Annotated in this window: 14 protein-coding genes; 4 read left to right on the top strand and 10 right to left on the bottom strand. The window is 66.3% G+C overall.

The window, feature by feature from the left end:
• Window positions 1-3: 3 nt before the first annotated feature.
• Both ACWEVN_RS00960 and ACWEVN_RS00955 read left to right on the top strand, forming a co-directional pair.
• Window positions 4-1,260 (top strand): metallophosphoesterase family protein, encoded by a 1,257-nt coding sequence (locus ACWEVN_RS00960; protein ID WP_452049768.1) that lies wholly within the window; start codon window positions 4-6, stop codon window positions 1,258-1,260.
• Between the two features lie 5 nt (window positions 1,261-1,265).
• A complete protein-coding gene (locus ACWEVN_RS00955; RefSeq protein WP_452049767.1) occupies window positions 1,266-4,259 on the top strand; it encodes an AAA family ATPase in 2,994 nt (997 codons plus the stop codon).
• A 71-nt stretch (window positions 4,260-4,330) separates the two neighbouring features.
• On the opposite strand, the gene ACWEVN_RS00950 is transcribed toward ACWEVN_RS00955, so the two are convergent.
• From ACWEVN_RS00950 to ACWEVN_RS00925, 6 genes are all read right to left on the bottom strand, one after another.
• Window positions 4,331-5,017, bottom strand: a complete 687-nt coding sequence (locus ACWEVN_RS00950; protein ID WP_452049766.1) for a hypothetical protein — start codon at window positions 5,015-5,017, stop codon at window positions 4,331-4,333.
• A gap of 399 nt (window positions 5,018-5,416) precedes the next feature.
• Window positions 5,417-6,589: a Wadjet anti-phage system protein JetD domain-containing protein gene (locus ACWEVN_RS00945; protein WP_452049765.1), complete on the bottom strand. Its 1,173-nt coding sequence runs from the start codon at window positions 6,587-6,589 to the stop codon at window positions 5,417-5,419.
• Window positions 6,586-9,990, bottom strand: coding sequence for an ATP-binding protein (locus tag ACWEVN_RS00940; protein ID WP_452049764.1), 3,405 nt, complete (start codon window positions 9,988-9,990; stop codon window positions 6,586-6,588). Before ACWEVN_RS00940 ends, ACWEVN_RS00945 begins: the two co-directional genes overlap by 4 nt.
• Window positions 9,987-10,712, bottom strand: a complete 726-nt coding sequence (locus tag ACWEVN_RS00935; protein ID WP_452049763.1) for a DUF4194 domain-containing protein — start codon at window positions 10,710-10,712, stop codon at window positions 9,987-9,989. Before ACWEVN_RS00935 ends, ACWEVN_RS00940 begins: the two co-directional genes overlap by 4 nt.
• Window positions 10,705-12,213, bottom strand: coding sequence for a DUF3375 family protein (locus ACWEVN_RS00930; RefSeq protein WP_452049762.1), 1,509 nt, complete (start codon window positions 12,211-12,213; stop codon window positions 10,705-10,707). Before ACWEVN_RS00930 ends, ACWEVN_RS00935 begins: the two co-directional genes overlap by 8 nt.
• 534 nt (window positions 12,214-12,747) lie before the next feature.
• Window positions 12,748-13,983, bottom strand: a complete 1,236-nt coding sequence (locus ACWEVN_RS00925) for a hypothetical protein (protein ID WP_452049761.1) — start codon at window positions 13,981-13,983, stop codon at window positions 12,748-12,750.
• A gap of 181 nt (window positions 13,984-14,164) precedes the next feature.
• Between ACWEVN_RS00925 and ACWEVN_RS00920 the strand changes: the two genes are divergently transcribed.
• On the top strand, window positions 14,165-14,467 hold the full coding sequence (locus ACWEVN_RS00920; RefSeq protein ID WP_452049760.1) for an AbrB/MazE/SpoVT family DNA-binding domain-containing protein: 303 nt from the start codon (window positions 14,165-14,167) through the stop codon (window positions 14,465-14,467).
• A 50-nt stretch (window positions 14,468-14,517) separates the two neighbouring features.
• Entirely contained in the window at window positions 14,518-14,772 is a 255-nt protein-coding gene (locus ACWEVN_RS00915) for a hypothetical protein (protein WP_452049759.1), read from the top strand.
• A 20-nt stretch (window positions 14,773-14,792) separates the two neighbouring features.
• Here the strand turns inward: ACWEVN_RS00915 and ACWEVN_RS00910 are convergent, their stop codons facing one another.
• The 4 genes from ACWEVN_RS00910 to ACWEVN_RS00895 all read right to left on the bottom strand — a co-directional run bounded on the left by ACWEVN_RS00910 (window position 14,793) and on the right by ACWEVN_RS00895 (window position 20,863).
• Window positions 14,793-16,184, bottom strand: coding sequence for a hypothetical protein (locus ACWEVN_RS00910; RefSeq protein ID WP_452049758.1), 1,392 nt, complete (start codon window positions 16,182-16,184; stop codon window positions 14,793-14,795).
• Between the two features lie 591 nt (window positions 16,185-16,775).
• Window positions 16,776-18,800, bottom strand: a complete 2,025-nt coding sequence (locus tag ACWEVN_RS00905) for a hypothetical protein (protein ID WP_452049757.1) — start codon at window positions 18,798-18,800, stop codon at window positions 16,776-16,778.
• A gap of 55 nt (window positions 18,801-18,855) precedes the next feature.
• Entirely contained in the window at window positions 18,856-19,632 is a 777-nt protein-coding gene (locus ACWEVN_RS00900) for a hypothetical protein (RefSeq protein WP_452049756.1), read from the bottom strand.
• Window positions 19,526-20,863 carry a hypothetical protein gene (locus ACWEVN_RS00895; protein ID WP_452049755.1) on the bottom strand — a complete coding sequence of 446 codons (1,338 nt, stop codon included), beginning with the start codon at window positions 20,861-20,863 and terminating at the stop codon, window positions 19,526-19,528. Before ACWEVN_RS00895 ends, ACWEVN_RS00900 begins: the two co-directional genes overlap by 107 nt.
• Window positions 20,864-21,448 lie beyond the last annotated feature (585 nt).

Genomic DNA, 21,448 nt, shown 5'->3' with positions numbered 1-21,448 from the left:
CCCATGAAACTTCTCCACATTTCCGATTGGCACCTCGGCCGGGTCACCTACAACGAACCCCGGGCCGTCGACCACGACGCCGTGCTGGCCGAGACGATCGACATCACGCACCGCGCGAAGCCTGACCTGATCGTGCACTCGGGCGACCTCTTCGATCACGCTCGGCCGTCCCATGTGGACATGAGCAGGGCCTTCACCGCCCTGCAGGAACTCGCGATCGTCGCGCCCGTGGTCGTCGTGGGCGGCAACCACGACTCGCCGTCGCTGTTCCGAGTCTTCTCACAGATCCTGGGCCCCGGCAGCAGGATTCAGCTCGTCGACGCGCCGCGCGACCCGCGCAAGGGCGGGGTGCTCCACTTCCCGATGGAAGGCGGCTCCGTGGCGCGGCTCGCCGTCCTACCGTTTGTCAACGCCAACCGGCTCGTCGATGCCTTCGAGGACCCCGACAGCTGGCGCGCGACTTACGCCGAGCGCGTCGGCAGGATGGAACGAGCCCTCGCGGCCGAGCTGCTGCGCGACTTCGACGACCGTCGCGACATCGCGATCTTCGCCGCCCACCTGCACGTTGGCGGTGCGAACTTCGCGGGCAGCGAACGGCCGGTGCACGCTTCCGACTACTACGCCACCACGACCGACGAACTGCCGGGCGTCAACTACGCAGCGTTCGGTCACATTCACAAGCCGCAGAAGCTGCCCGGCAAGGGCGTGACTGGCCGGTACGCCGGATCGCCGATCCAGCTGGACTTCGGCGAGGCCGGTGAACGCAAAAGCGTCGTGCTCGCCGACCTGCAGCCCGGCCGTCCCGCCGAGATCGACACCGTCGAGCTGAGCGGCGGCAGGCCTCTGCGCTTGCTCGAAGGCACCTTAGACGATCTTCGGGGGCTCGCCTCGTCGGTCGGCCGGGCGTTGTGCCAGGTCACCGTGCACACCGAGACACACCAGCCGGCACTGGCTGAGCTGGTCCACGACCTCCTCCCGGACGCCGTCGTCCTCCAGGTCACCGAGGTACGCGCGGACCAGCGGCTCGAGGTGCTCTCCCCGGCGGCGGGCGCCGCCGACGCCGAACCCGGCATGCGGGAGCTCTTCCGCGACTTCCTGACCGAAGTGGGCACCTCGAAGGTCGGCGCGGACCGGGTCATGGAGACATTCGGGCGGGTACTCACCGCCGTCGAGGAACAACAGCCGATCGAGCTCCCGGAGAAGGCGCTGCTCACGGCGCCGCTGGAGGCCGACCGCACGACCGAGGAGGTGCCGCGATGAGGCCCGTGACCCTGAAGTTCGCCGGCCTGCGCTCCTACCGCGGCGAGCAGGAGATCGACTTCACCGACGTAAGCCTCATGGCGATCGTCGGTGACACGGGCGCCGGCAAGTCCTCGATCCTCGAAGGACTGTGCTTCGCGCTCTACGGAGTCTGCACGTGGAACGGTAACAGCGGCAAGGACCTGATTACCGACGGCGGCGACGGCACCCTCCGGGTCGAGCTCGTCTTCCGAGCCCGAGGCAAGACCTGGCGCGTCACACGGACCACGTCAGCCGGTTCGTCGCCGCCGGCGAAGAACCGACTCGAAGGACTGAGCGACTCCTCGGACGTCGTCGGATTCCAAGCCGTAAATGACGCCGTCCAGCAACTCGTCGGCCTCGGCCACAAGGCCTTTCTCCGCGCGGTGGTGCTGCCGCAGGGGAAGTTCCAGGAACTGCTCCAGGCCAAGGCGACCGAACGCACCTCGATCCTGAAGAGCGTCCTCGGCCTCGACGAGTTGGCCGAGGTCCGGCGGCAAGCCGCCGCCGAATTTCACCGGCTCGCTCCGCAGCTGCTGGAGCTGGAGCGGCGCCGCGCACCATTGCCAGCTGACCCCGCAGCCGCCATCGCCGACGCCGACGAGCGGCTTTCCGCAGCTGCGGCGCAGGTCGAGCAGCTGAGCGACCTGACGTCCGTGATAACCCTCGCCCGCAAGGACGCCGACGACCACGCTCAGCTCGCCGGCAAGTACCGGACCGCGGCGAAGCGGCTGGCCGACGACCTCCCGGCGGACCTTGCCGACCACTACGCCAGCCTGATCAAGCTGGACACCGAACTCGCCGGCGAAATCACCGTCGCCGAACGGGAGCTCGAAGAGACCGAGGGCGAAGAGACCCGTCTTCAGACGTTTCTCGCTGAAGCGGACCTGGCCGGAACCGGCGTGTCCGGGGTCGCGTCGACGTTGACCGGCCTCGAGGCCCTGCGAGGCCAACTCGCTGAGGTCTCCGTTCAGGAGACCGAACTGGCCGAGGAAAAAACGGCGCTCGACTCGGCCCGGGCCGAGCTGCGAGAGCGCCGCATCGGCCACGCCGACCTCGTCACGAAGGCCGGGACGATCGCGGCTGAAGCACGGCTCGCCGAAACGGCGCACAGCGATGCGGGGACGAAGCTGAGCCAGTGCCGCGACCTGCTCACCGAAGCCCGACGCGCCACGACTTCGGCCTCGAACGCGACCGCAGCATTGCCGCAACTCCGACAAGCACTGCGCGAGCGTACGAGCGATGTCACAGACGCCGAGCAGGCCGTGAAAGACGCCAAGAAACGTCTCGGTCGCGCCACCAAAGACCTCGACACCCTGCACCGTAAGAACTCCGCGGCCCACGCGGCCGGTGAAAGCCATCCCGGCGACCCGTGCCCGATCTGCGTACGCCCCCTGCCCGTTGACTTCGCCCCTCCCACCACTGCTGGGACCGAGCAAGCCAAGACCGAACGCACGCAGGCCGAGCAGGAGACCGAAGCAGTAGGTGCCGAACTCGTCGAAGCCCAGAACTCGCGAACGGCCGCCCAGGTGCGCCTGGAAGAAGCGATCAAGCTCACCGACGAGTTGTGTGAAGAGCGGGACTCAGCCTGCTCGGCGGCTTTCGAAGCGCTCGGGGCGGTGGACTTCGCCCTTGACGACGAGACAATCCTTCAAGAGGTCGAAGAGCAGGTCCGCCGCGCCGCCGAGGCCCGGGAGACAATCGCCGTCGACGCGAAGGCGGCGCAGGATGCGATGAAGGACAATGACGCCTACTTGCGCCACACGGACCCGGCCGTCACGCAACGCGAGAAAGCGCTCGAGAAGAACCTATCGGCCCTCGACCGCAGGAAGGAGAAGGTCGCGACGCTCTACTCCGCCGTCCCCGAACCCTACCGGTCCGCCCCCGAGCCGACCGACGCGGCGATCGACCTGGGTGTAGAGAAAGCCAAGCAACGCAAGGAAGAACTCGATCGCATCACAACCCGGCTCGGTACCGTCCAGAAACAGGCGAAGCTGCTGCGCGACAAGAAGAAAGGCCTGGCCGAGAGGCGGGACAGCGAGGTGGGGCAACCCGCCACGCAGCTGAACCTGCTCGTGCAGACCATCGCCACCCGGTCCGCCGCAGCGGCCGAACTGACCGAAATGCCCGCCCCGGGGGACCGTCCGGCTCCGCCGTCGATCCTCGGCGACGCGCAGTGGGCACGCGATGTCCTGGCTGCCGCCACGAAGATCGTAGAAGGCTGTCGCAGCGCGGCGGCCGCTCAGGACGGCCAGGTGCTGGCTGCACAATCCCGCGTCGCCGAGGCACTCGCCACGGCCGGGCTCCCCGACGAAGCCCAGCTCGAAGGGCGGTTGACCAACGCTCGAACGGACGCCCGCGAGGCCACGCGGGACCGGGAAACCGCCATCGGCCTGCAACCACTGTGCGCCGAACTGGACAGCCGGATCGCCACCGCCAAGCCCGTCGTCGAAAGCTTGCACGAGCTGGACGGGCTCCTCGCCGATGGGAAGTTCCCCGCGATGGTCGTCAAGCGGCGACAGAGGGCGTTGCTGGAACACGCGTCGAGGCTGCTCCGATCGATGACGAGGGACCGGTTCGCGTTCTCCGCCGACTTCCGCATCGTTGACGGCCACACCGCACAGCCCCGCGACGTCCGGACGCTCTCCGGCGGAGAAACGTTCCTGGCGAGCCTCGCTTTGGCCTTGGGGCTGGTGGAACTTACCTCCCGGGGCGGCGGGCGCGTCGAGGCCCTGTTCCTCGACGAAGGGTTCGGATCCCTGGACTCCACCGTCCTGGGAGATGCCCTCGACGCGCTCGCCCGTCAAGCCGACGACGGCCGGCTGGTCGCCGTGATCAGCCACATGCGCGACGTCGCCGAGAACTTCGACGACGTCTTGCTGGTCACCCGCACCCCAGGCGGCAGCCAGGCGCGCTGGCTCGACCCCGCCGAGCGCGACCAACTCGTCACCGACGAACTGGCGGCCGGGCTGCTGAGCTGAACGCCGAGGCTCGTCGACCGGATCGCCCGGTGCCACAGCGGGATGCGGTCGGCGGTCGACACGTCACCCGGTCACTCCTTCTTGAGCGGGTACAGCGGACCGTTCGACCAGTTGATCTCTTCGTTCAGCTCCTCCGCGGCAAGAGTGGCGATGTGGCGAGCCGCGTAAAAATGGATACGGGCGCAGGAGAGCGCGCCGGTCAACCCGATGGAGTGCTTCCCGCCCGGCTTGGCACGCAAGACACTGCTGGCCGTCGCGACGCCGGTTCCCTTCACCGGGCCCGGCCACACTTCACTGCGCCAGCCGCTGACCAGGCCGTGCGTCAGGCAGTGACGCACCTCCATCCAGCCGTCTGCTCGGGACACGGTCTCATCCCAGCCGATCGTCTCGGTTGCGGGGCGACCGCTGACGCCCGGGATGTTCCACACCTGAAGGGAAAAGTCCCGCCCCAGCTTTGATTTCAACGCCGGGACCTCAGCGGCAACTTTCGAGCTGAACAACCGCACGGTGGGGTTGTTCATCGTGACTTTCTTGGCCACCTGGGCGAACCCGTGCCCCTGCAACAGAAGAACAACCGCGAGGAACTCCTCAACGAAGCCCTCAAACGCGGCGATCACCGAGAGCGTCACGGCTGGAGCAAGCGCGGCAGAGTTGCCCGAACCGCCTGCGTCCCGGGGATGCAAGGCGATGAGACGCTGCGACACCTCCAGCGACCTGAAGTACTTCTCCGCCGTTGCTTGCAGGTCAGGTGAGAACAACGATGCCCGCCTCTCGAATGTCGGCTCATGCCAAGGCGGATTCACGCTACACGAGTTGTCCCAACCGCTAGGTATCGGTCGCGACCCTAGGACCTTCGGTGTGTTTTCGCGTGAAGTGATCCTGACTACGTCGGGGACCATCGACGTGATCCATCGAACTTCCGCCGGGTCGATGCCGCATAGACAAGCGATTCAAGCACCGAGAACTCGACCAGCGCCTTGAACTCCTCCGACGGCTGGACTAGCGAGCGCGCCGAGTCGTGGTGAACTGGCCGGAGCTGGTTGATTATGCGCTTGGCGTATCGCTCTAAGCGACACCGAAGCTGTACCACCTCCTCGGCGAAGTCCCGCGCGGTCCGGTGCCAGCTCGGTGTTCGTCGGTCATGCATGATGGCGGGTCTAGGTCGCTCGCATCCGGGCTACCTCACGCAGCGCCGCTACCGCGTCAGCAGCCAACGACAGCGGTAGGCGTTCCTGCTCGACCCGCCGATGACCGCGCAGGTCGGGGCACAACAGCAAGTTGTACACGTCGCGTTCCCCCGGCGCGAGCAACGGCAGGGCTTTGGGGGTGGCCGGTTTCAGCGGCACGCCCTTCTGGTCTGTGTCGGTGCCGAATCGCTCGTAGGTCTCGTAAGTCGCCAGATCCATCAGAATGCTGTCGACCTCGACGCCATCCTCGCGCCAGCCGTTCAGGATCTCGTAGCCGTGTGTGTCGATGTCGCCCCAGTAGCAGAGGCGGGACGCGCCGGTCAGCCATGGGAACGCGGCCGCCGTCTTGCCGCCGAAGCCGTCGCCCTCCACCGCGATACCGCCCTCGACCGGCGGGAAGTGGAGGGCGGTGTCCTTGTTTTCGGAGATCACGACGACCTCGGGGCGGTAGGGCGGTGCGAAAGCGTCGCCGACCGTAGCGCTGTCGTGGTGGCGCCGGCCGGACTTCCGGTATTCAGAATCCAGGTAGGTGAAGTGGATCCGAGCTGGATGCGGAGGCAGCAGGCCAAGGCTCTCCTGGCAGCTGAGCGCCGTGATCAAGGACTGATGGGTGTTCAACCACTTGGCATGCACCCCGGGCACGGGCACTTGCCGCGGGGTGAGCCCCGCGGCGTCGTTCACCTGGAACCAGCGAGCGACGGTCTGGAGCAGGTCGAAGTCGACGTTACTGTATTCGTGTACGGCCCGGATCACAGTGGCGAGGTTCTCCGTCGCCGGGAACGCGTCGGTCAAGCGCGCAAGCCGTTCTTCAGCCCGGCGCAGCTTGACATCCCAGCCGTCCCCGGCAACGGAGGCCGCCGCCTCGATCGAGTCGATTTCGACGTGGGTGGGGATGTCCTGAGTTGTGCTGTACACGCGTTTCGGAGCCGTGAGCAGCCGAGCCGGGCGACCGCTCACCCATTCGCGCCACTCCCGCCGCAGCGGTTCGTAGGTGGTTTGCCACTCGTTCTCCAGCGCGGTCTTCGTAGTCGCTCCCAGGGAGAAGCGGTGTGGCCAAGACACGGTCGTCCCCGTGAGGTCAGTAGCCCACGTGTTGCCGAGCCTCCTGCGGATGTCAGCTGCGACGGCGGTGGGCGCCTTCACGCGGACTCCTCCGCCGCCAGTGCACGCACGGCCCGGCGGGTCGTCGGTGGCAGTGGCTTCACCGACGAGTAGCCGCTGGTGCTCTTCGCCATGTAGAGCACGTGGTCGGCGTGTGGTTCGAGTGCGGTGAACTGGCCGTACGGCGCTCCGATGATCAGCTGGAAACCGAGCCCCTTCCACGCGTCGACGGCCCGGCCAGCGAACTCGCTGTCGGCCTTGACGAACCCTTCGTCCAGGAACACCGGCGCGAACCGGGGACGGGCGTAGGCTTCGTCGCCCAGCTGGAACCGGAGCGCGGCTCCGACGATGAAGGCGACCAGTTCCTGGGTCTCCCCGCCGGACTTGCCCCCGAGAGCTGCGTAGGTCGACCGTTCGCGGCCTTCGTCGTCGTAGGACACCGCGGTGATCTCGATGTGCTTGCGCACGTCGAGGAAGTAGTCGCGGTGGGATTTGCCGGGGACGTCTGTGCGGATGTGTCGCATGAAGCGGCGAAGCCGGGTGAACCAGTTCTGGACCTGCTCGTCGCTGAAGGTGTCGGTGTCAGCCCGGGAGAGGACGTTGAGTTCTCTCTTGAACTTGACGACGTCGTCACGGCGCAGCTCCCGGAGGTCGATCTTGAGCCGGTACCGGTGGGCGCCGAACGGGAGCCGGGCGAGGATCGCGTTGACCGGTTCGAGCCGGTTGCGGATGTCCTCGACCGCGAGGCTGAAGGCGCCGGCGAGCGGCACGAGGTCCTGGCCGGACCAGTCGGTGAGCCGCTTCGTCCACTCCCGGCGGCGTTCGTGCAATCCGGTCGCGGTGATCGTGTCGAGGATGCGCCGGAACGACGGGTGGTCCTCGACCGAGGTCGAGAGGCTGGGGTCGGGCCACCGTTCGAGGTAGTTGCGGAACGTCTCCTCAAGCGAGCGGGCCGCGTTGCCCGCCTTGTCACGGGCCTCCTTACCGCGATCGGCGAGCTTGCTTTTCAGCCGGCCGGCACCGATCTGGAACCCGACCCGGTCATCGACCGTCGCTACCAGCGCGAACTCGGCGGTCAGGAGCTCAGCCTGTTCTTCGGTCAGGGTGACGACCTGTTCACGCTCGATGCGCTGGATCTCGCCGACGACGTGGTCCTTGCGCTTGATGACTTTGCCGCGTTCCGCTTCCAACTTCTCGAGTCCGACTTCGAGGGCACCAATTTCCCGGCCGACGCTCGTCAACGCGTCCTTGAGGCGCTCGAGTTCCTCGCTGAGCGCCCGTAGCGCGTCATCCGACTCGAGAAGAAGCTTCTTCTGCTCATGAAGTCGTTCGATATCCGCTCGGATGCTGTCCGGATCGATACTGCGCCACACGGTCGCCAGCACGAGCTCATGTGCTGCCTTCTCGGTGTGAAGGCCGTTGAACTCGATCTCCACGGCTTGTCGTCGCCGGTCCAGGTCATGGAGGATGCCCTCGAGTTCGCCGAGCCGTTGCTTGATCTCGGCGACCCGCTCTTCCTTCGAAAATCCGATCACATACGGGCCGCTGAGCTCACCATGAGCTCCGGAACGGCCTTGCCGGGTCTGGCCGTTGACCGTGACCCGGCGTCCCCCGCGACCGAGTTCTTCGGCGGTTTCGACGCACAGCGCGTCCGTGTTCGAAGCGGTGATGCGGTCCTGCACCCATGTGGTGAAGGGCGTGTTCTTGAAGGCGAGCTTGCCCGACACGAACCGCGGGTCCATGTCCTCCGGTTCGAACTGTGCGAGGTCGATCCCTTCGAAGTTGACCCGCCGCGGCAGTCTGATGCCGTCGATCAGGCGGGAAACCCGGTCGAGGTGCCGTACGTCGACGAGCAGAATCCGGGCGACGCCGAACAGCGTCGTTTCGACGGCCTTGCGCCACTGCTTGTGCTCGGGTCGGACGTCGATGAGCTCTCCGGCGAACGGGAGGTTCTTCGGTTCGATGCCGGTCGCTTCGGCGATCAGCATTCGGGCCTTGTGCAGGCCCGGGTCCATGCGGCCGTCGCGATCCTGCAGTGACCTGAGTTCTTCGCCGAGCTCTTTTTTCTCGTTGCTGGGCTCGTACAGGTCGGTGTAAAGCGCACTTCGGCGTTTCTCGACTGCTTCAAGCGCAGACCCTAACCCGCCAAGGAAGTCATTCGCTCGCTCCTGCGCCGCACCGAATTCCGCCTCCGTGTCGATCCGCGCGCCGAGACAGGCAGTCAACCGGTCGAAGCTGCCACGCTGTACTTCGGCAGCCAGGAAATCCTGCTCCAACACAGCGACGTCCGCATCGATCCGCTCGAGCGTCGCTTGGGATTCGTTGTCACCGAGGTCGACCTCGACGGCCAGCTTCTCCTTGAGAAGCCGGGCCTCCCGCTTCTCCGCATCGGACTTCTGTTCGGACGTCCGCTTGCGCTGGTCACGAAGGCCGTCCTCGGCTTCCTCCAGCAAGGCGTCCTCGGTGGTCAGCTTCCACAGCTCGAACGGGCTGTCCCCGGTGCGGTGGATCCCGAAGGTGTCGATGAGCCGGGCATCCGCGAGCGCTTTTTCCCGTTCTTCGCAGAGTTCTGGCACCCGCGCCAGCGCCTCGGCCTTCTTCGCTTCGGTCGCCATGGCTTCGTAGGCGTCTTCGAGGTCCTTGAAGTGACCGATCGCCGCGTCGGCCGCCTGGTAGGTTCCCGGTGTCTCGATGACCATCGACTTGTACAGGTCGTCGACGGTGCGAACCTGCTGCCCACCTTGGATTCGGGCGAGCAGCCGGACGGCCTTGGCACCGTCACCTTGAGCCCCGATACCGAGCCGCGTGAAGAACGCTTGGGAGAAGGCGCCGTAGGATTCGTGCATCTTCAAGTTCGGGAACCGGGCGGTCACCGCACGTTTGTCGAACTTGCCCTCGGCGAACTGCTCGAGTTCCCGCAGGTCGATGGCGCCGTCGATGGTGCACATCTTGCGCGTCAGATCGCTGTCTCGTGCAGCGGACCGCGGTACGTAGTACAGCCGCGCGAGGGTGTAGCGACGTTCGCTGTCGTCGATGAAGGTCACCGCGAGGGCGCCCCAGGTCGCCGAGTCACGGCCGCGCAGAACCTGGTCGGAGAGCTCGCCGGTGCCGGCGTCCCTGCCGGTGTCCAGTTTGCCTCGCAGGTACGACACTAGGCTGCGTTGGTCGGCGCTGCGCGCCCGGCCGACGGTGGCGTCGTTCGACGCCCCGTTGAACGGCGTGTTCGCGTCCATGACGAGCGCGACGTAGCCGTCGAGCAGCGTCGACTTACCAGTGCCCGACGCGCCGGAGAGCAGCGTCGTGGTGCTCGCGAACTCGACGGTGCAGTGGCCGTGGAACCCTCCCCAGTTGACCAGTTGCAGCGTCTCGACTTTCCACTGCGGCGTTCCCTCACCGGCTCCGGGCAGGTACCGGACCGAAGGCTGGGTCGCATCGGCCGTCACGACGTCACCTCACTCTCCGCCACAGCGGCATCGGCACGGTTCTCGTCGATGAGCCATTCCCACAGCTCGTGCAACCGGGGCAGCGGCAGCAGCACCGCGATGACCGGTGAGACCCGCAAACGGGTGGGGTCGTTGGTCCGAGCGAGGACCTTCGCCTTGAGGAGGCTTTCGACCGCGTTGACGGCCTTCGCCTCGTCACCGGACCGGTTGGTCGCGGTGGCGGGGCGGAACGAGGCGACGTGGGCGACGAGTTCCTCCCGCTCGATGGTGACGTCGTCATGCCCAGCAGCCTGCTCACTTTGGAACCGATGCCGGAGGAAGACCAGCATGATCGTCTCTTCCCGCGTGTACGCCGTGTCGTGCAGGAGCGTCGGGAACTCCTTCGCACCGCCTTCCGCGACCGCCTGCCGCTTGAACGCGACCTCGAAGTGCCGGTCCAGGTGGAGGTCCAGGAACAGGTCGTTCAGGCGGGCTTTGATCGGCGCGGGATCCTCGCGGATGACCCGCCATTCCGCGGGGTGCTGCGCGGCCGAAATGAATCGGTTCTTGAGCAGGATCACCAAGGCGCGGCGCTGAGCGAGTGAGAGCCCGCCCGTATCTCCCTCGAAAAGCGCGAACGTCGACTCGCCTTCTTCGGGCTCGGTGGCGTCACCGGGTTCGTCGATGAAGCCGGTGTCGTCGTCGAACTCAGCGCCGGAAGAGCCAGCCGGTTCGTCACTCATCGCCGGCTCCTTCGAGCGACCAGCCATCGAGTGTCGCCGCCTCGTCCGGGGTGAGCGTGATGGCAGGCACCACGAAGTTCCGCCGGTTCCCGTCCGGGCGGATCGCTTCGAAGACTTCTGGGCCGGCGTCGTCCCGAAGAGCACCGACCCCGTTCACGACGTGCAGGAGCCCGAGCACCTCGACCGGCCGGCGCAGGCGCGCCGGCAGCTCGTTGAACATCTGGCCGACGGTCCCCATATCGCCGGTCGCGAACGCGTCGACCAGGGCGAGCCGCAGTTCTTCCAAGGACGGACCGCCTCGCATACGCAGCTCCTCGACGGTCGGCGGTTCCGGGGCGTCCTCCTCGACGTCTTCCAACGGCGGGGGTGGCGCCGCCGAGGCCGGATCCCACAAGCGCTCGCGAAAGTGACCGACCTTCGCGGTCGGTGGCAGGAGCCCGACCGGGACCGTCGCCCGAGGCCCGGCCGTCTCCATCCACGTCGACAGTTCGCGGTCGATGCCGCGCAGTACCCGCCCCAGCTCACGTTCCTGGAGGGCGTCGTGGTTCACGATGTGCTCCTTTAGCGTCGCGGTGAGCCGCCGGCGCTGCGCGAGCACATCCTTGGTTCCCTGCCGGATCACCGCCTCAGCACCACGGATCTCGCTCAGGTCCCGGGTCTCGAGAACGGCCGCCGCGGGGTGCGCGAGGATCACTTGGACGTTCTCCCGCAGCTCGAGCAGGAGCGCGTCATCGCGCAGTAGCACGAAGGCTCCATCGAACGCCCGCCCTTCCGGAGTCGCCTTCACCAGCTCGTCTTGGTCGCGCAGGTATTCGTCGAGCACCTCGGCGACGGCGCGGTCCTCGTCACGAAAGTCCCTGAGGATCTTGCGGTGCATGTCGAGCACCGACTCCTCGACGCGCTTGAAATCCGAAGGCAGTTGCCCGATCAGGTCGATGAGGTTCGTGTAGCCGTCCAGCATCCGGTCGTCGGACGCGGCGGCCACGTCACCCCCTGCTTCGAGTCGGTCACGCTCGGCTTCCAGTTCGTGGATCTGCACGTTCAACCGCTCGATGCGTGCATCGGCGTCCGGTGCGGCTTCGAGCGCCCATCGTCGGACCGTGTCGAGGATTGTCGTCAACCGCGACTCGGATACGAGCACTCGATCCCGGGACATGCTCTGTACGAGGTCGATCGCCTCCAACGCGAACGAAGTCAGCGAATATTCCAGGCTTCCGTCCTGGGCGTTGTCTCGGAACAACCACTGGTCGTTCACCCACGAGTTGCACAACGATCGTCCAGTCGTGTTCGGTGGCACATCGACGCCGTTCCCCTGCAATTCGTCGAGCAGAGTGTCGACCTGCACGTGCAGCCGATCGGCTTGCACCGAACGACGATCACGGGAGAAGGAGCACCGGAAAACCGCCACCCGCAACGCCGCCCACTTGCCGTCCAGCAGCCGAAGGGTGGGCCGTTCAAGGGCATCTCGCACCCGGGCGTGTTCGCCGACGACCTCGCTCACATACCCTCCCCGTGCCGCGGAACCCGAACCTCCCCGAGACGGTAACCCCGACCACCGACAGTTTGGTGCTTCCGCTTTCTTCGGTGGTCGCCAGTTCCAGGACAAGCGTTTCCCGGCGTAGGCAATCGTTACGATCTCGTGGTGTGGGAGGTGAATGTGCAACACGGCGACAGCCGCGGATCAGCCATCGGGTCGATCCGAACCTGCATTCTGACCGATGCGGGTGAGGCCATCCACCGGCGATCATCGGCGCCGTGACTCTCGATTCGATCACCGATGCGACAGCGAAGCGACTGGTTAGGCGGCCGCGCGCCGGCAGGCAAGGTCTCTGCGAGACTCGCCGGACTGCTACGGCTCCTACGTGCACTAGGTATCGCCGCCGCGGACGCGCCGCAGCGGCGCCTCTGCCGGGATGTCACGAACCGCTGGCCGTCGGATGACGGACGCTCCGAATCTGCGACCGTGACAGTGCCTCTTGACTACGCGAAGCCGGACGGCAGGGCCATCGACGTCGCGATAGCGCGGTCAATTTGCTCAGCGAGGTCGTCCGGCGCCGATCATGGTGGTGTAGTCGGGGTGGCCAGTGCCCTCGGCGGGTTGCCAGCCGATCACGCGAACACGTCCGAGATTTTTCGCGGCGCGGGTGCCCCAGGTGGTGGCCTCGCGTTCGTCGGAGAACGTGGTGCCGCGCATTTGAGAGAACAGCTGGATCAGCTGCCAGCCGTCGGTGGTGAACCGGATGTCGTGCCACTGGACGGAGAGCGGATCCAGGGCACGCCATGTGGCGGGGTCTTTTCCTGGCTCCCACATCAACCGTCCGGGGATGTCGGGACCGTCAAGGCGGGCGGCGAGCAGTTCGGCGGCCCAGTGTTGAGCCTGTTCGCGGGTGATGACCTCGGGGCCGGCTGTGGCCAGCAGCTCCCCGACGCTGGCCTCGCCCGGGCCGTAATGCAGGAGGTAAGTGCCCACCGCTTCGGGCAACTCGATTTGCTCGGGTAATGGCCGTTCGATACCTTCCAGCGGCACCCAGCCCATGATCACCTGGCCGGTTCGCAGCAAGTCGATGAACTCGGCAACGGTCCGAGGCGAGCTGGGCACCGCGGCGCTGGTGATGGCCACCGTGACGCCGCCGAGATCGCGGACCGCTTCGCGCCACGGGACGTCGCCGGAGCACTCCCAGCGGACTGGCATGTCCTCGAAGACGATGGCGACGTCGCTACTGTCGAGCCGGGCGACGACGTCCTCGACCGGGCGGTCGACGACGAAATCGTCGAACGGAGTCCCGAAGCCGAGCTGGCGGTACGGCTCAGTCGTGTTGACGATCCACCGGCCATCGCGGCGGACCAGCATGACCGCTTCCAGGCTGGGATTGACGAAGAAAACCGGACGGTCGTCGCGGATCGCGGTGCCGTCCTTGTCACGCCGTTGGCCCTGCATCAGGAACGTCAACACGTCATAGGACACCAGGTCGCCCCCGCCCATCCCTAAGCCCGGCTGTCGGCTCCACTGCGCTGGACGGCACCGTGGGTGGTGCAGGTGGGCGTAGACCATCGCCAGCATGTCCTCGACGACCAGCGCCGGGGCATCGTCACCGAGCGGCCATCCGCAGGTCTGGCAGTCTTTGGCCCACAGATTGCGCGCGAGGTCGTTGAGCCCGTCTTGGCCGAGGCGTCGCGCGGTCTCGGTGTCGACGGCGAACGGAAACTCGTCCGGCAGAGTAGACGCGGCCGATGAGGCGCGCCGCGCCCGGCTGCGCTTGCCCTTTCCCATGCTCAACCCCCGTTATGGCGTCGGACCAGGAGAAGCTTACTCTGAGCATGCACCTCGTTACGAGAATTAAGGAAGCCCCTTGCCTGTGGTGTGTATTTCTCACTGTTGGATTTTCCGACAGCTCGGCGCATGATGGACTGCGTAGCGGACAGATGCCGTTGGGAAGCGCGAGGTGGTTGCAGTGACGGAGCGTGACGACGACGATGTCGTTGTCTCCCGTGCGCAGCTGCGAAAGAAGAACCAGCTCACCTTGCCGGCCGAGGTGCGCGACGCGTTGCACCTGTCCGAGGGCGACGAGGTGGAGTTCACCGTGCAGGCTGACGGCGGAGTCGTGCTGCGTGGCATGACCGTGATACCTACAGATCAGAAGTGGTTCTGGACCGAGGAGTGGCAGGAGGGCGAACGCCGCGCCAGCGAGGAGATCGCCGCAGGTGACCTGCCGGTGTTCGACTCGATCGACGACCTGTTCGCCGATATCGACTGAGCCGCTCGCCGATGCCTCGCTGGTCCAAGACGCAGCAGTTCGTCCGAGACTTGAAGAAGCTCGACCGAGCCCAGGTCGAGCGGTTCAAACGGGTGCTGCACGAGGAGTTCGTGCCCGACCTCCGTGCCGGCAAGTTCCGGCCAGGGCTGCGGGTCAAGGGCGTTGTCGCGGCGCGGGGTGTGTTCGAAATGACCTGGGCACCCAACGGACGTGCGACCTTCCAGTACGGGGACGAGATCGTGCGAGGCGATCCGTACATCGTGTGGCGCAGGATCGGCACCCACGACATCTTCAAACAGCCATGAACCGCCTGCCTGCAACCGAGTCACCGACGGGAGCGGTACGGGGCCAGGGCCTCGAAGTGGGGCTTCGACAGAGCGAAGCAGTTGTCGCGGCACAGCGCTCGCAGTAACCGCTCCCGGTGACCGAAACCTGCGAGCCCCGCGGACTCGGTGGCCACGACCAGCCCGACAGCGATCCGGGGACCGTCAACGGCGATCGTTTCGGCAGCCGCGGCAGCCGACGGTTCGTCCAGCACCAGGTGGGCATCGTCGAGCAGGACGATCAGTCCCGGCGATCGCGGTGTGGGATCCAGGGCCGGTCCCGTCGCTGGCCGCTTCCTGATCTGCTCCGCCACGTGCTGCAGGAGACTGATCGTGTCGTCAATGGTTCCGGCCGCTGAGTTGGCCGCGGAACTGAACGTGGCTCGGAGACCGTTGCGGTCGAGGGGGTCGGCGACGGCGAGATCGAACAGGCCAGAGGCGACGGCTTCAACACCGACCATGCGGAGGAGATTGGTTTTGCCCATGCCAGCCGGTCCGGTGACGATGCCGTTCGCCGCGCCCGCGCCGGGCGTATTCAACCGCCAGTGACTTGGTCCGTCCATGCTGACGCCCATGTCGAAGAGCCCGATGGCGGGATCGTAGGTGGGGCCGACGTAGGGAGCGTGTTTTGGCAGCCAGCTGAGCTCGTTGTCCTCATCGGTGTGGGACTCGAGCATCACAGCGTGTCCTTCGATCGGCGGCGGAGCGGTCGATGAGTCAAGCCGCACCCGGGCCAAAGCGACGTCTCCGGTACTCAACACCCGCCTGATCTGATCTGGGTTGGACATGCTCGCCGGCTCCATCCCGGTCGAGATCGCCAGCACTGCCTCACCGCTCCTCCGGATTTCCTCGATCCGGGGATCGCCGGGGTGCGAGATCGGGATGAACCACAGCCGTGAACCGCACCTGACGATCACGGCGTCTTCCCGCAGCCACAAAGCCATCTCCGATCGCGATCCGTGCGGAATCTGTCCCCCGGGGCGCTGCAGCCCGAGCATCTTCCATTCGCCGACCGTGGTGCAGCGGTAGCGACCCTTGGCATCAGCAGCCAGGCCCACCATCTCGTGCGACGGATTTACCAGGATGGTTGGCACAAACGGGTCGCGGCCGGGGTCGCCGAAGGGGACGCCCACCAGCCGTGCCGACGTCGAGTTGTACCGGGTTCCCGTAGGAAGCGGGGTACGAGTCCACCGCGGGCGCTGGCACGCCCGATGATGCAGCGACGCGGTGACCTCGACGAACTCGACCACAACGAGTGCAGGGTCTTCTCGCTCGAGCGGTTGGCCGCAGGTCTGGCAGGCCGACGGCCATAGGTTGTGTCCCAGTTCCTCGAGCCCACCGCGGCCGAGTTCGGCCTGTGTGAAGAAGTCGACATGCATCCGCCGGACCGCCACGAAGCCCACAGTAACGAGCCCTGCACGTTCCAGCTTCGGTTTCGTGTCGTATCCCGGATGTGGGTTACGTCTTGCCTGAGGAGAAACGATGGTGACCAGGCAGGCCGAAGGCGCTCGGCGTAGCAGGGCTCAGGCCGCCGCTGGCGGGGGCCTGGCGCGCACGGTGTAGCCGATGGCCTCCAACTGCCGGATGAGTTTGTGTGCTCGCCGGTGCGGGGCCTGACGTCGGCACCAGTACCCCGTCGGCTGACCGCGCCGCGCTCGCGAGCCCGCAAGTGTTGCCGCCAGTTCCCCGAACTGCTGGTCACGCGCTGCACGAGTACCGAACCACCCCGACGGCAGACGCACCGCTAAGAGCCCCGGCACCCGTCGACAGTCTGGATTCGCCGGACGTCTTCCGCGGAGCGCGCCGTCTTCGCGAACCGGTCGACCACACTTCGGCCGGCTCGACTCCCAAGACGGCCACAGCCTTGTCCAGATCCTGTTCCGATCCGCGTCGGGCTCAGCAACATGCCCGCAGTCGCGAGCCGTCCTGATCCGTTACACGGAGCACGATTCGATGCCGAGCCGGCCCGCCGAGCCGATCGCGCCTTACAAGGCTTCTTGAACGCGCTTCAGCACGGGCCCCCAGACCTGGCGGACATCGTCGAGCTGCTGTTGCCCGGGGAGTGCTTTTCCGCTGTAGCGGTAGGGTTCCCAGTTGGCGCGGAGGAAGACCATGTTCCCCTCGATGTGGACCACTCCTTCGCTGACGAGTACGCCGAGGGCGCGGTTGAACTGCTCCGGCGGAAACGGCTGGCGACCTTCGAGCTTCTTGATGAACACTCCTCGTTCGCCGTCGTGGCCGTGGTTGCGGGTCAAGCTCATGATCTTGTTGAGGAAGCGGATCACCTTCTGGTCCAGCTCCTCCTTTTCGGGTAGCTCGGCTCGGTACTCGTACCACGGGTACGCCAGCTTGAATCCGCCCGGCACCCGAAGTTCCAGTTCGCTGGCTCGCGGGAGGTGCTCCGAACCCGCGTGCAGCTCGAGCCGGTCGGTGGCTTCCAGCACAACCGACGGTTCGTCGTCGGTGTTGCCTGCCGGGCGTCGCGCGAAGTCGAGGGATTCGGCTTCGACGACGATCTCGGCTGCGTGGACGAAGAGATCGGGACCGATTTCGGTTCCTTGCAGCACAACCGTGCCGCGGCTGTGGACGGAGAGTTCCGACAGCGGTCCGAGGAGCCGCAGTGTTCGCGCCTGCTCGGGGAGCAAGGCGAATTCGGTCAACCGGCTCGCGGCGCTGGTGGACAACGAGCCGGTGTAGTGGTCGTCACCGGCTGCTTGCGCCAAACCGGCGCTCGCTGCCGACTCGCTCCATTCGGACGCGATGAGTGAAGCGTGCAGCGCTGCGAACTGCGCTTCGGTCAGGACGAGCGAATCGTGTCGATTCATGAAGTCGAACAGGAAACCGGATTGGTGACCGATCTCCACGAGGCGGGACGGAGAAAGGCAACCCGCGTCGAAGACTTTCGACGCGACGTACGCCTCGAAGATCGGGCTCGCCCAGCCGTGTTCGGTGCGGAACGGATGATCACCCGAGAACTCGGTGACCTTGCGGATGTATTCTTGCCGGGCTTCCGCGCTCGTCAAGTACGGCAGGCTCGGTACGTCTCCCTCCTCCAGGAAATGACAGAGCCAGAGTATCTGCTCCTCGGGTCGGTAGGCCTGACCCGGTTCCAGCTTCAGCGTACGGGCAAGGGGCTCGAGCTTCGTCTGGTCGCGCTCGAGCAATCGGGCGAGAATTGTTTCCAGCAGGTCGACCAGATCGCTGGTCTCCTGGAGTTGCTGTTCGAACCGCTGCCGGATCGCCAGCAGGTTCGGCTTGCCGATCAGCATCGCCGCGGCCGCGTCGAGGACGGGTGCGTAGCCGACGAACTCTTCACCATAGCGGCCCGCCGCAGACGCGCGGAGGGCGTGGATCAGCGCGTCGCGGGCGCCGCGGTACTCGGCGCTCGTCCGGTCCGCATCGGAGTCACGCTTTGCCACAACCTGGTCGATGTAGTCGACACATTGCTGGGGGGCGAAGTGGGAGATCTCCCACCAGGCCACCTCGACGCCGCCCTCTTCCAGCATCACCCAGACGTCCTCGATCGTCCGCTCGCGACCGAGGAGCACAAACCGAAGCCCCTTCTTCGCCCAGGTTGCGAGCGAAGACACGAACTCTTCCCAGGACTTGCCCGAAACGCGGGAACGTGCCTCGTCGAGCGAGTCGACGACGACCAGGGCTGGGGGACTGGTTGGCAGTCGGCTGGTGACGTCGTGGCTCCCCAGGTACTTGACCAGCATGTACTCGAACGAGGTGCCGCCGACGGCTTGATCCTTCTCGAGCTTCCATAGCGGTGCGCCCAAGCGTGTTGCGGTCTCGGTCGCCGTGGTGCTCTTGCCTGCTGCACCGCGGGCCGATATCAGGGTCACGGCAGCGGTCGGGTTCGAAAGTTTCTCTAGGAGAACTGGTGGCACGAAGAAGTCGGTCGTTCTCCGTTTTGGAACACCGAAAGCCTCCTGGTCATTGCCTGGAAGAGGTGAGAATGCAAGTGTTTCACAAAACTCATCGAACCCTTGCCTGCTGACCGTCATTTGTGCTCCGATCGCGACCTCGTTGAACGTCCGAGAGTCGATTCTTAGCAGATTTCTAAAAGTGGCACAATAAAGCCTCCTGTTGGTTATTTTTGTCAAAAGTACTGACTCTGGTCGGAAGTTGCCGGAAGATAGCAGAAGGAAATTCGGGATCCCCAAGTGCGAGGCCGATCGCTGAGACGGCCTGGGCGACGGCGATGGCGGCGTGGGCGGTGGGCAGCCCATCGAGTGTGTCAGATGCTCCGCCCGCCGTTGTGGACTTCAGGAGCGCGACACCTGGTTCGGGGCACGGCGGCTGCTCGTGGAGAAGTTCGGGCTGACGCTGGAGGGCCTGGACGGCGCGGTTCCACCAGGTGGTGATCTCGTGGCGGAGGGCGGGTTCGTCGCGGGGGTCGGTGCTGCGCAGGGCGGGTAGGTCGGCGGCGAAGCTGCCGGCGATGGCGGGGTCGAGGGCTGCTGCGGCGGTGAGGATGTAGGTGCGCAGGCGTCGTACGGTCCGGTTGTCGTCGTCGGTGGAGAGCAGGACGCAGGCTGTGGTGGCGAGGTCGAGGAACAGCTCGCGGGCGACCCGGGCCGGTGTGTCGGGGGTGGCTGTTGCTGCGGCCGTGATCAGTGACAGGAGTTCGCGGGCCTGGCGGATACGGCGGCTGGTGTTGCCTGACCTGGGGAGCAGTTGTTCGAGTGCGGCGTGGAGATCGTTGTACGGGTCTCCGTCAGGATCACCGTCATCGTCGTCGTGGAGGGCTTCGATGGCCCGCAGCGGGGGGCAGCAGGAGGCCCGCGGCTTTGCTCTGCTTCGTTGTGCCGGATGCCTTCGCGACAGCGTCGGCACCCAAGATAATCAGGGCGTCGTGAATAACGTGGTGCAGTGGCCCGACAGTGACCTCGGTGTTGGACAACGCCGACCAGACCTCGTCGGAGGCCCCGTCGTCGAGCAGATCGGGATGCAGCAGCGCGGCGCGGACAAGAACATGTGCCTCGGCTGCAGTGGCGAGCTCCTCATCATCGTCGTCGGCGGCGACAGTGAGGCGTTCGTCGTCGAGTTCGGCGAACATGCCGACGGCGGAGCTGAGGTCGTCGCATTCCAGGTCAGCGAGCCAGAGCCACGGCGAGGGGGCGTTGTCGGTGAGGTCGTGGGTCAGGGTCGCCAGGACGCGCAGTCCCGCCCACAGCAGTGCCCGCAGCTGGTCCCGGCTGCGTCGTTCGGCAGTATCTTCGTCGAGGTCGCCGGTACGGCGGTTCCATTGCAGGTCGTGGTGTTCCATGAAGTTCTCGACGAGGACGTGGCCGCGCATCCGGTCGTCGTCGCGGTCGATGGCCGGCTGGTCGATTTCGGAGCGCACCGTATCCAGCAGCTGCTGCGCCAAGGCGGAATCGCCGCCGCCGTGGCCGGTCAGCGGCCGCCGGGTGCCCGACGCAGCCTCGTGGCGGCCGGCGGCGATCAGCAGTGTGCCGAGCTCGCCGGCGACTTCGCGGCCCCAGGGGTGTTGGGTGACGGCACCGGCGACGAGGTCGGCGGCGTCGACGGCTTCGGGGGTGTAGCGGCTTTCGCCGGTCGGGTCGTGCAGGTCGCGCACGGCGCCGGCGATCAGGAACTGGGCGGCCATCTCGAGCAGGTCGTGGCGCAGGTGCTCCGCGACAGAGAACCGCGGGCCGTCCTCGCGCAGCGACGGTAGCCAGTCACCGTCGGCGTCCGGGGCGGTCAGTTTGACGGCGCGGAGGGATTCGGTGGTCCAGCCCAAGAGCGCAGGTGCTGCGTCGGCGAGGTGCCGGCCGAGGCTCGCACCGATCGTTGTGGCGACTTCGAGGATGTCGGTGTCGAGGGCGAGACCGATCATGGCGCCGTCGCGGTAGCCCAGCACGCGCATGTCGAGCAGCCCGGGGCCAGCGTCATGTTGGTCCTCGGTGCTGTCGCCGTCGGCAATGTCAGGCTCTTCGTCTTCGTCTTCGTCGTCAAGCCACGGCACGGCGGGTACGTCCCAGCCGGTCGACAGCAGTTCGACGATCAGCTCTGGCAGTTGTGCCGCGGCCGCCGCGTCAGTTATCGGCTCAGGTGCGGTCATCTCCAGCCAAACGCCGTATGGCACGCCACACCCCTCCAACGACCGATCACCCTGACCGGCGTCAGTTTATGACGAGCGCAGATTGTCGTCCCGCTGCGTCATCGGCGGCACTGACTCTCGCAGCGCCGACCACCTTCCTGGGTCGATGTTCACACGTTCAGCAGAGCGCAGCGCTGGTTGACACTGTCCGTTGGATCGTCCCCTTGGTCCCCCCTCACGAGCCGGCACCGGTGGCTGCAACAGGAATTCGCCCAGGTTCCCTGGGCGTGCGAAGGGAGATCGGCAATGCGCGCAACGCGTTTGTCGCTCGCCAGCGTGCTACGACCGGGAACCTGCCAGTTGTGGGACTCGGTGAAGAGTTCCGTCGCCGGTGCCCGACGTTGCGATGAATCGCGAGCCGTGTGGTTCCTCGCCGTCATCGAGCACGATGGAATAGTTGCGTGACCAGGCGTTCAGGCCGTCCCGGATATCGGCGATCATGACGGCCGGGAGGTGACCTGCTGGTCGGTGCCGAGGCGTGTCGCGATCACGCACCCCGGTCCCGCGATGGGCCGCCGCTGTCGATCAGGACAGGTCCGGTGGTGT

Source organism: Amycolatopsis sp. NPDC003861 (assembly GCF_053605405.1).
The sequence above is the reverse complement of the archived record's forward strand: the minus strand, read 5'-3'. Positions and strand labels throughout refer to the sequence as shown.

Bases quoted from the DNA above. Each gene is read 5' to 3' on its own strand.
- ACWEVN_RS00895 (WP_452049755.1), bottom strand. From the start codon at position 20,863: ATGACCGCACCTGAGCCGATAACTGACGCGGCGGCCGCGGCACAACTG.
- ACWEVN_RS00935 (WP_452049763.1), bottom strand. From the start codon at position 10,712: ATGAGTGACGAACCGGCTGGCTCTTCCGGCGCTGAGTTCGACGACGAC.
- ACWEVN_RS00925 (WP_452049761.1), bottom strand. From the start codon at position 13,983: ATGGGAAAGGGCAAGCGCAGCCGGGCGCGGCGCGCCTCATCGGCCGCG.
- ACWEVN_RS00905 (WP_452049757.1), bottom strand. From the start codon at position 18,800: ATGACGGTCAGCAGGCAAGGGTTCGATGAGTTTTGTGAAACACTTGCA.
- ACWEVN_RS00960 (WP_452049768.1), top strand. From the start codon at position 4: ATGAAACTTCTCCACATTTCCGATTGGCACCTCGGCCGGGTCACCTAC.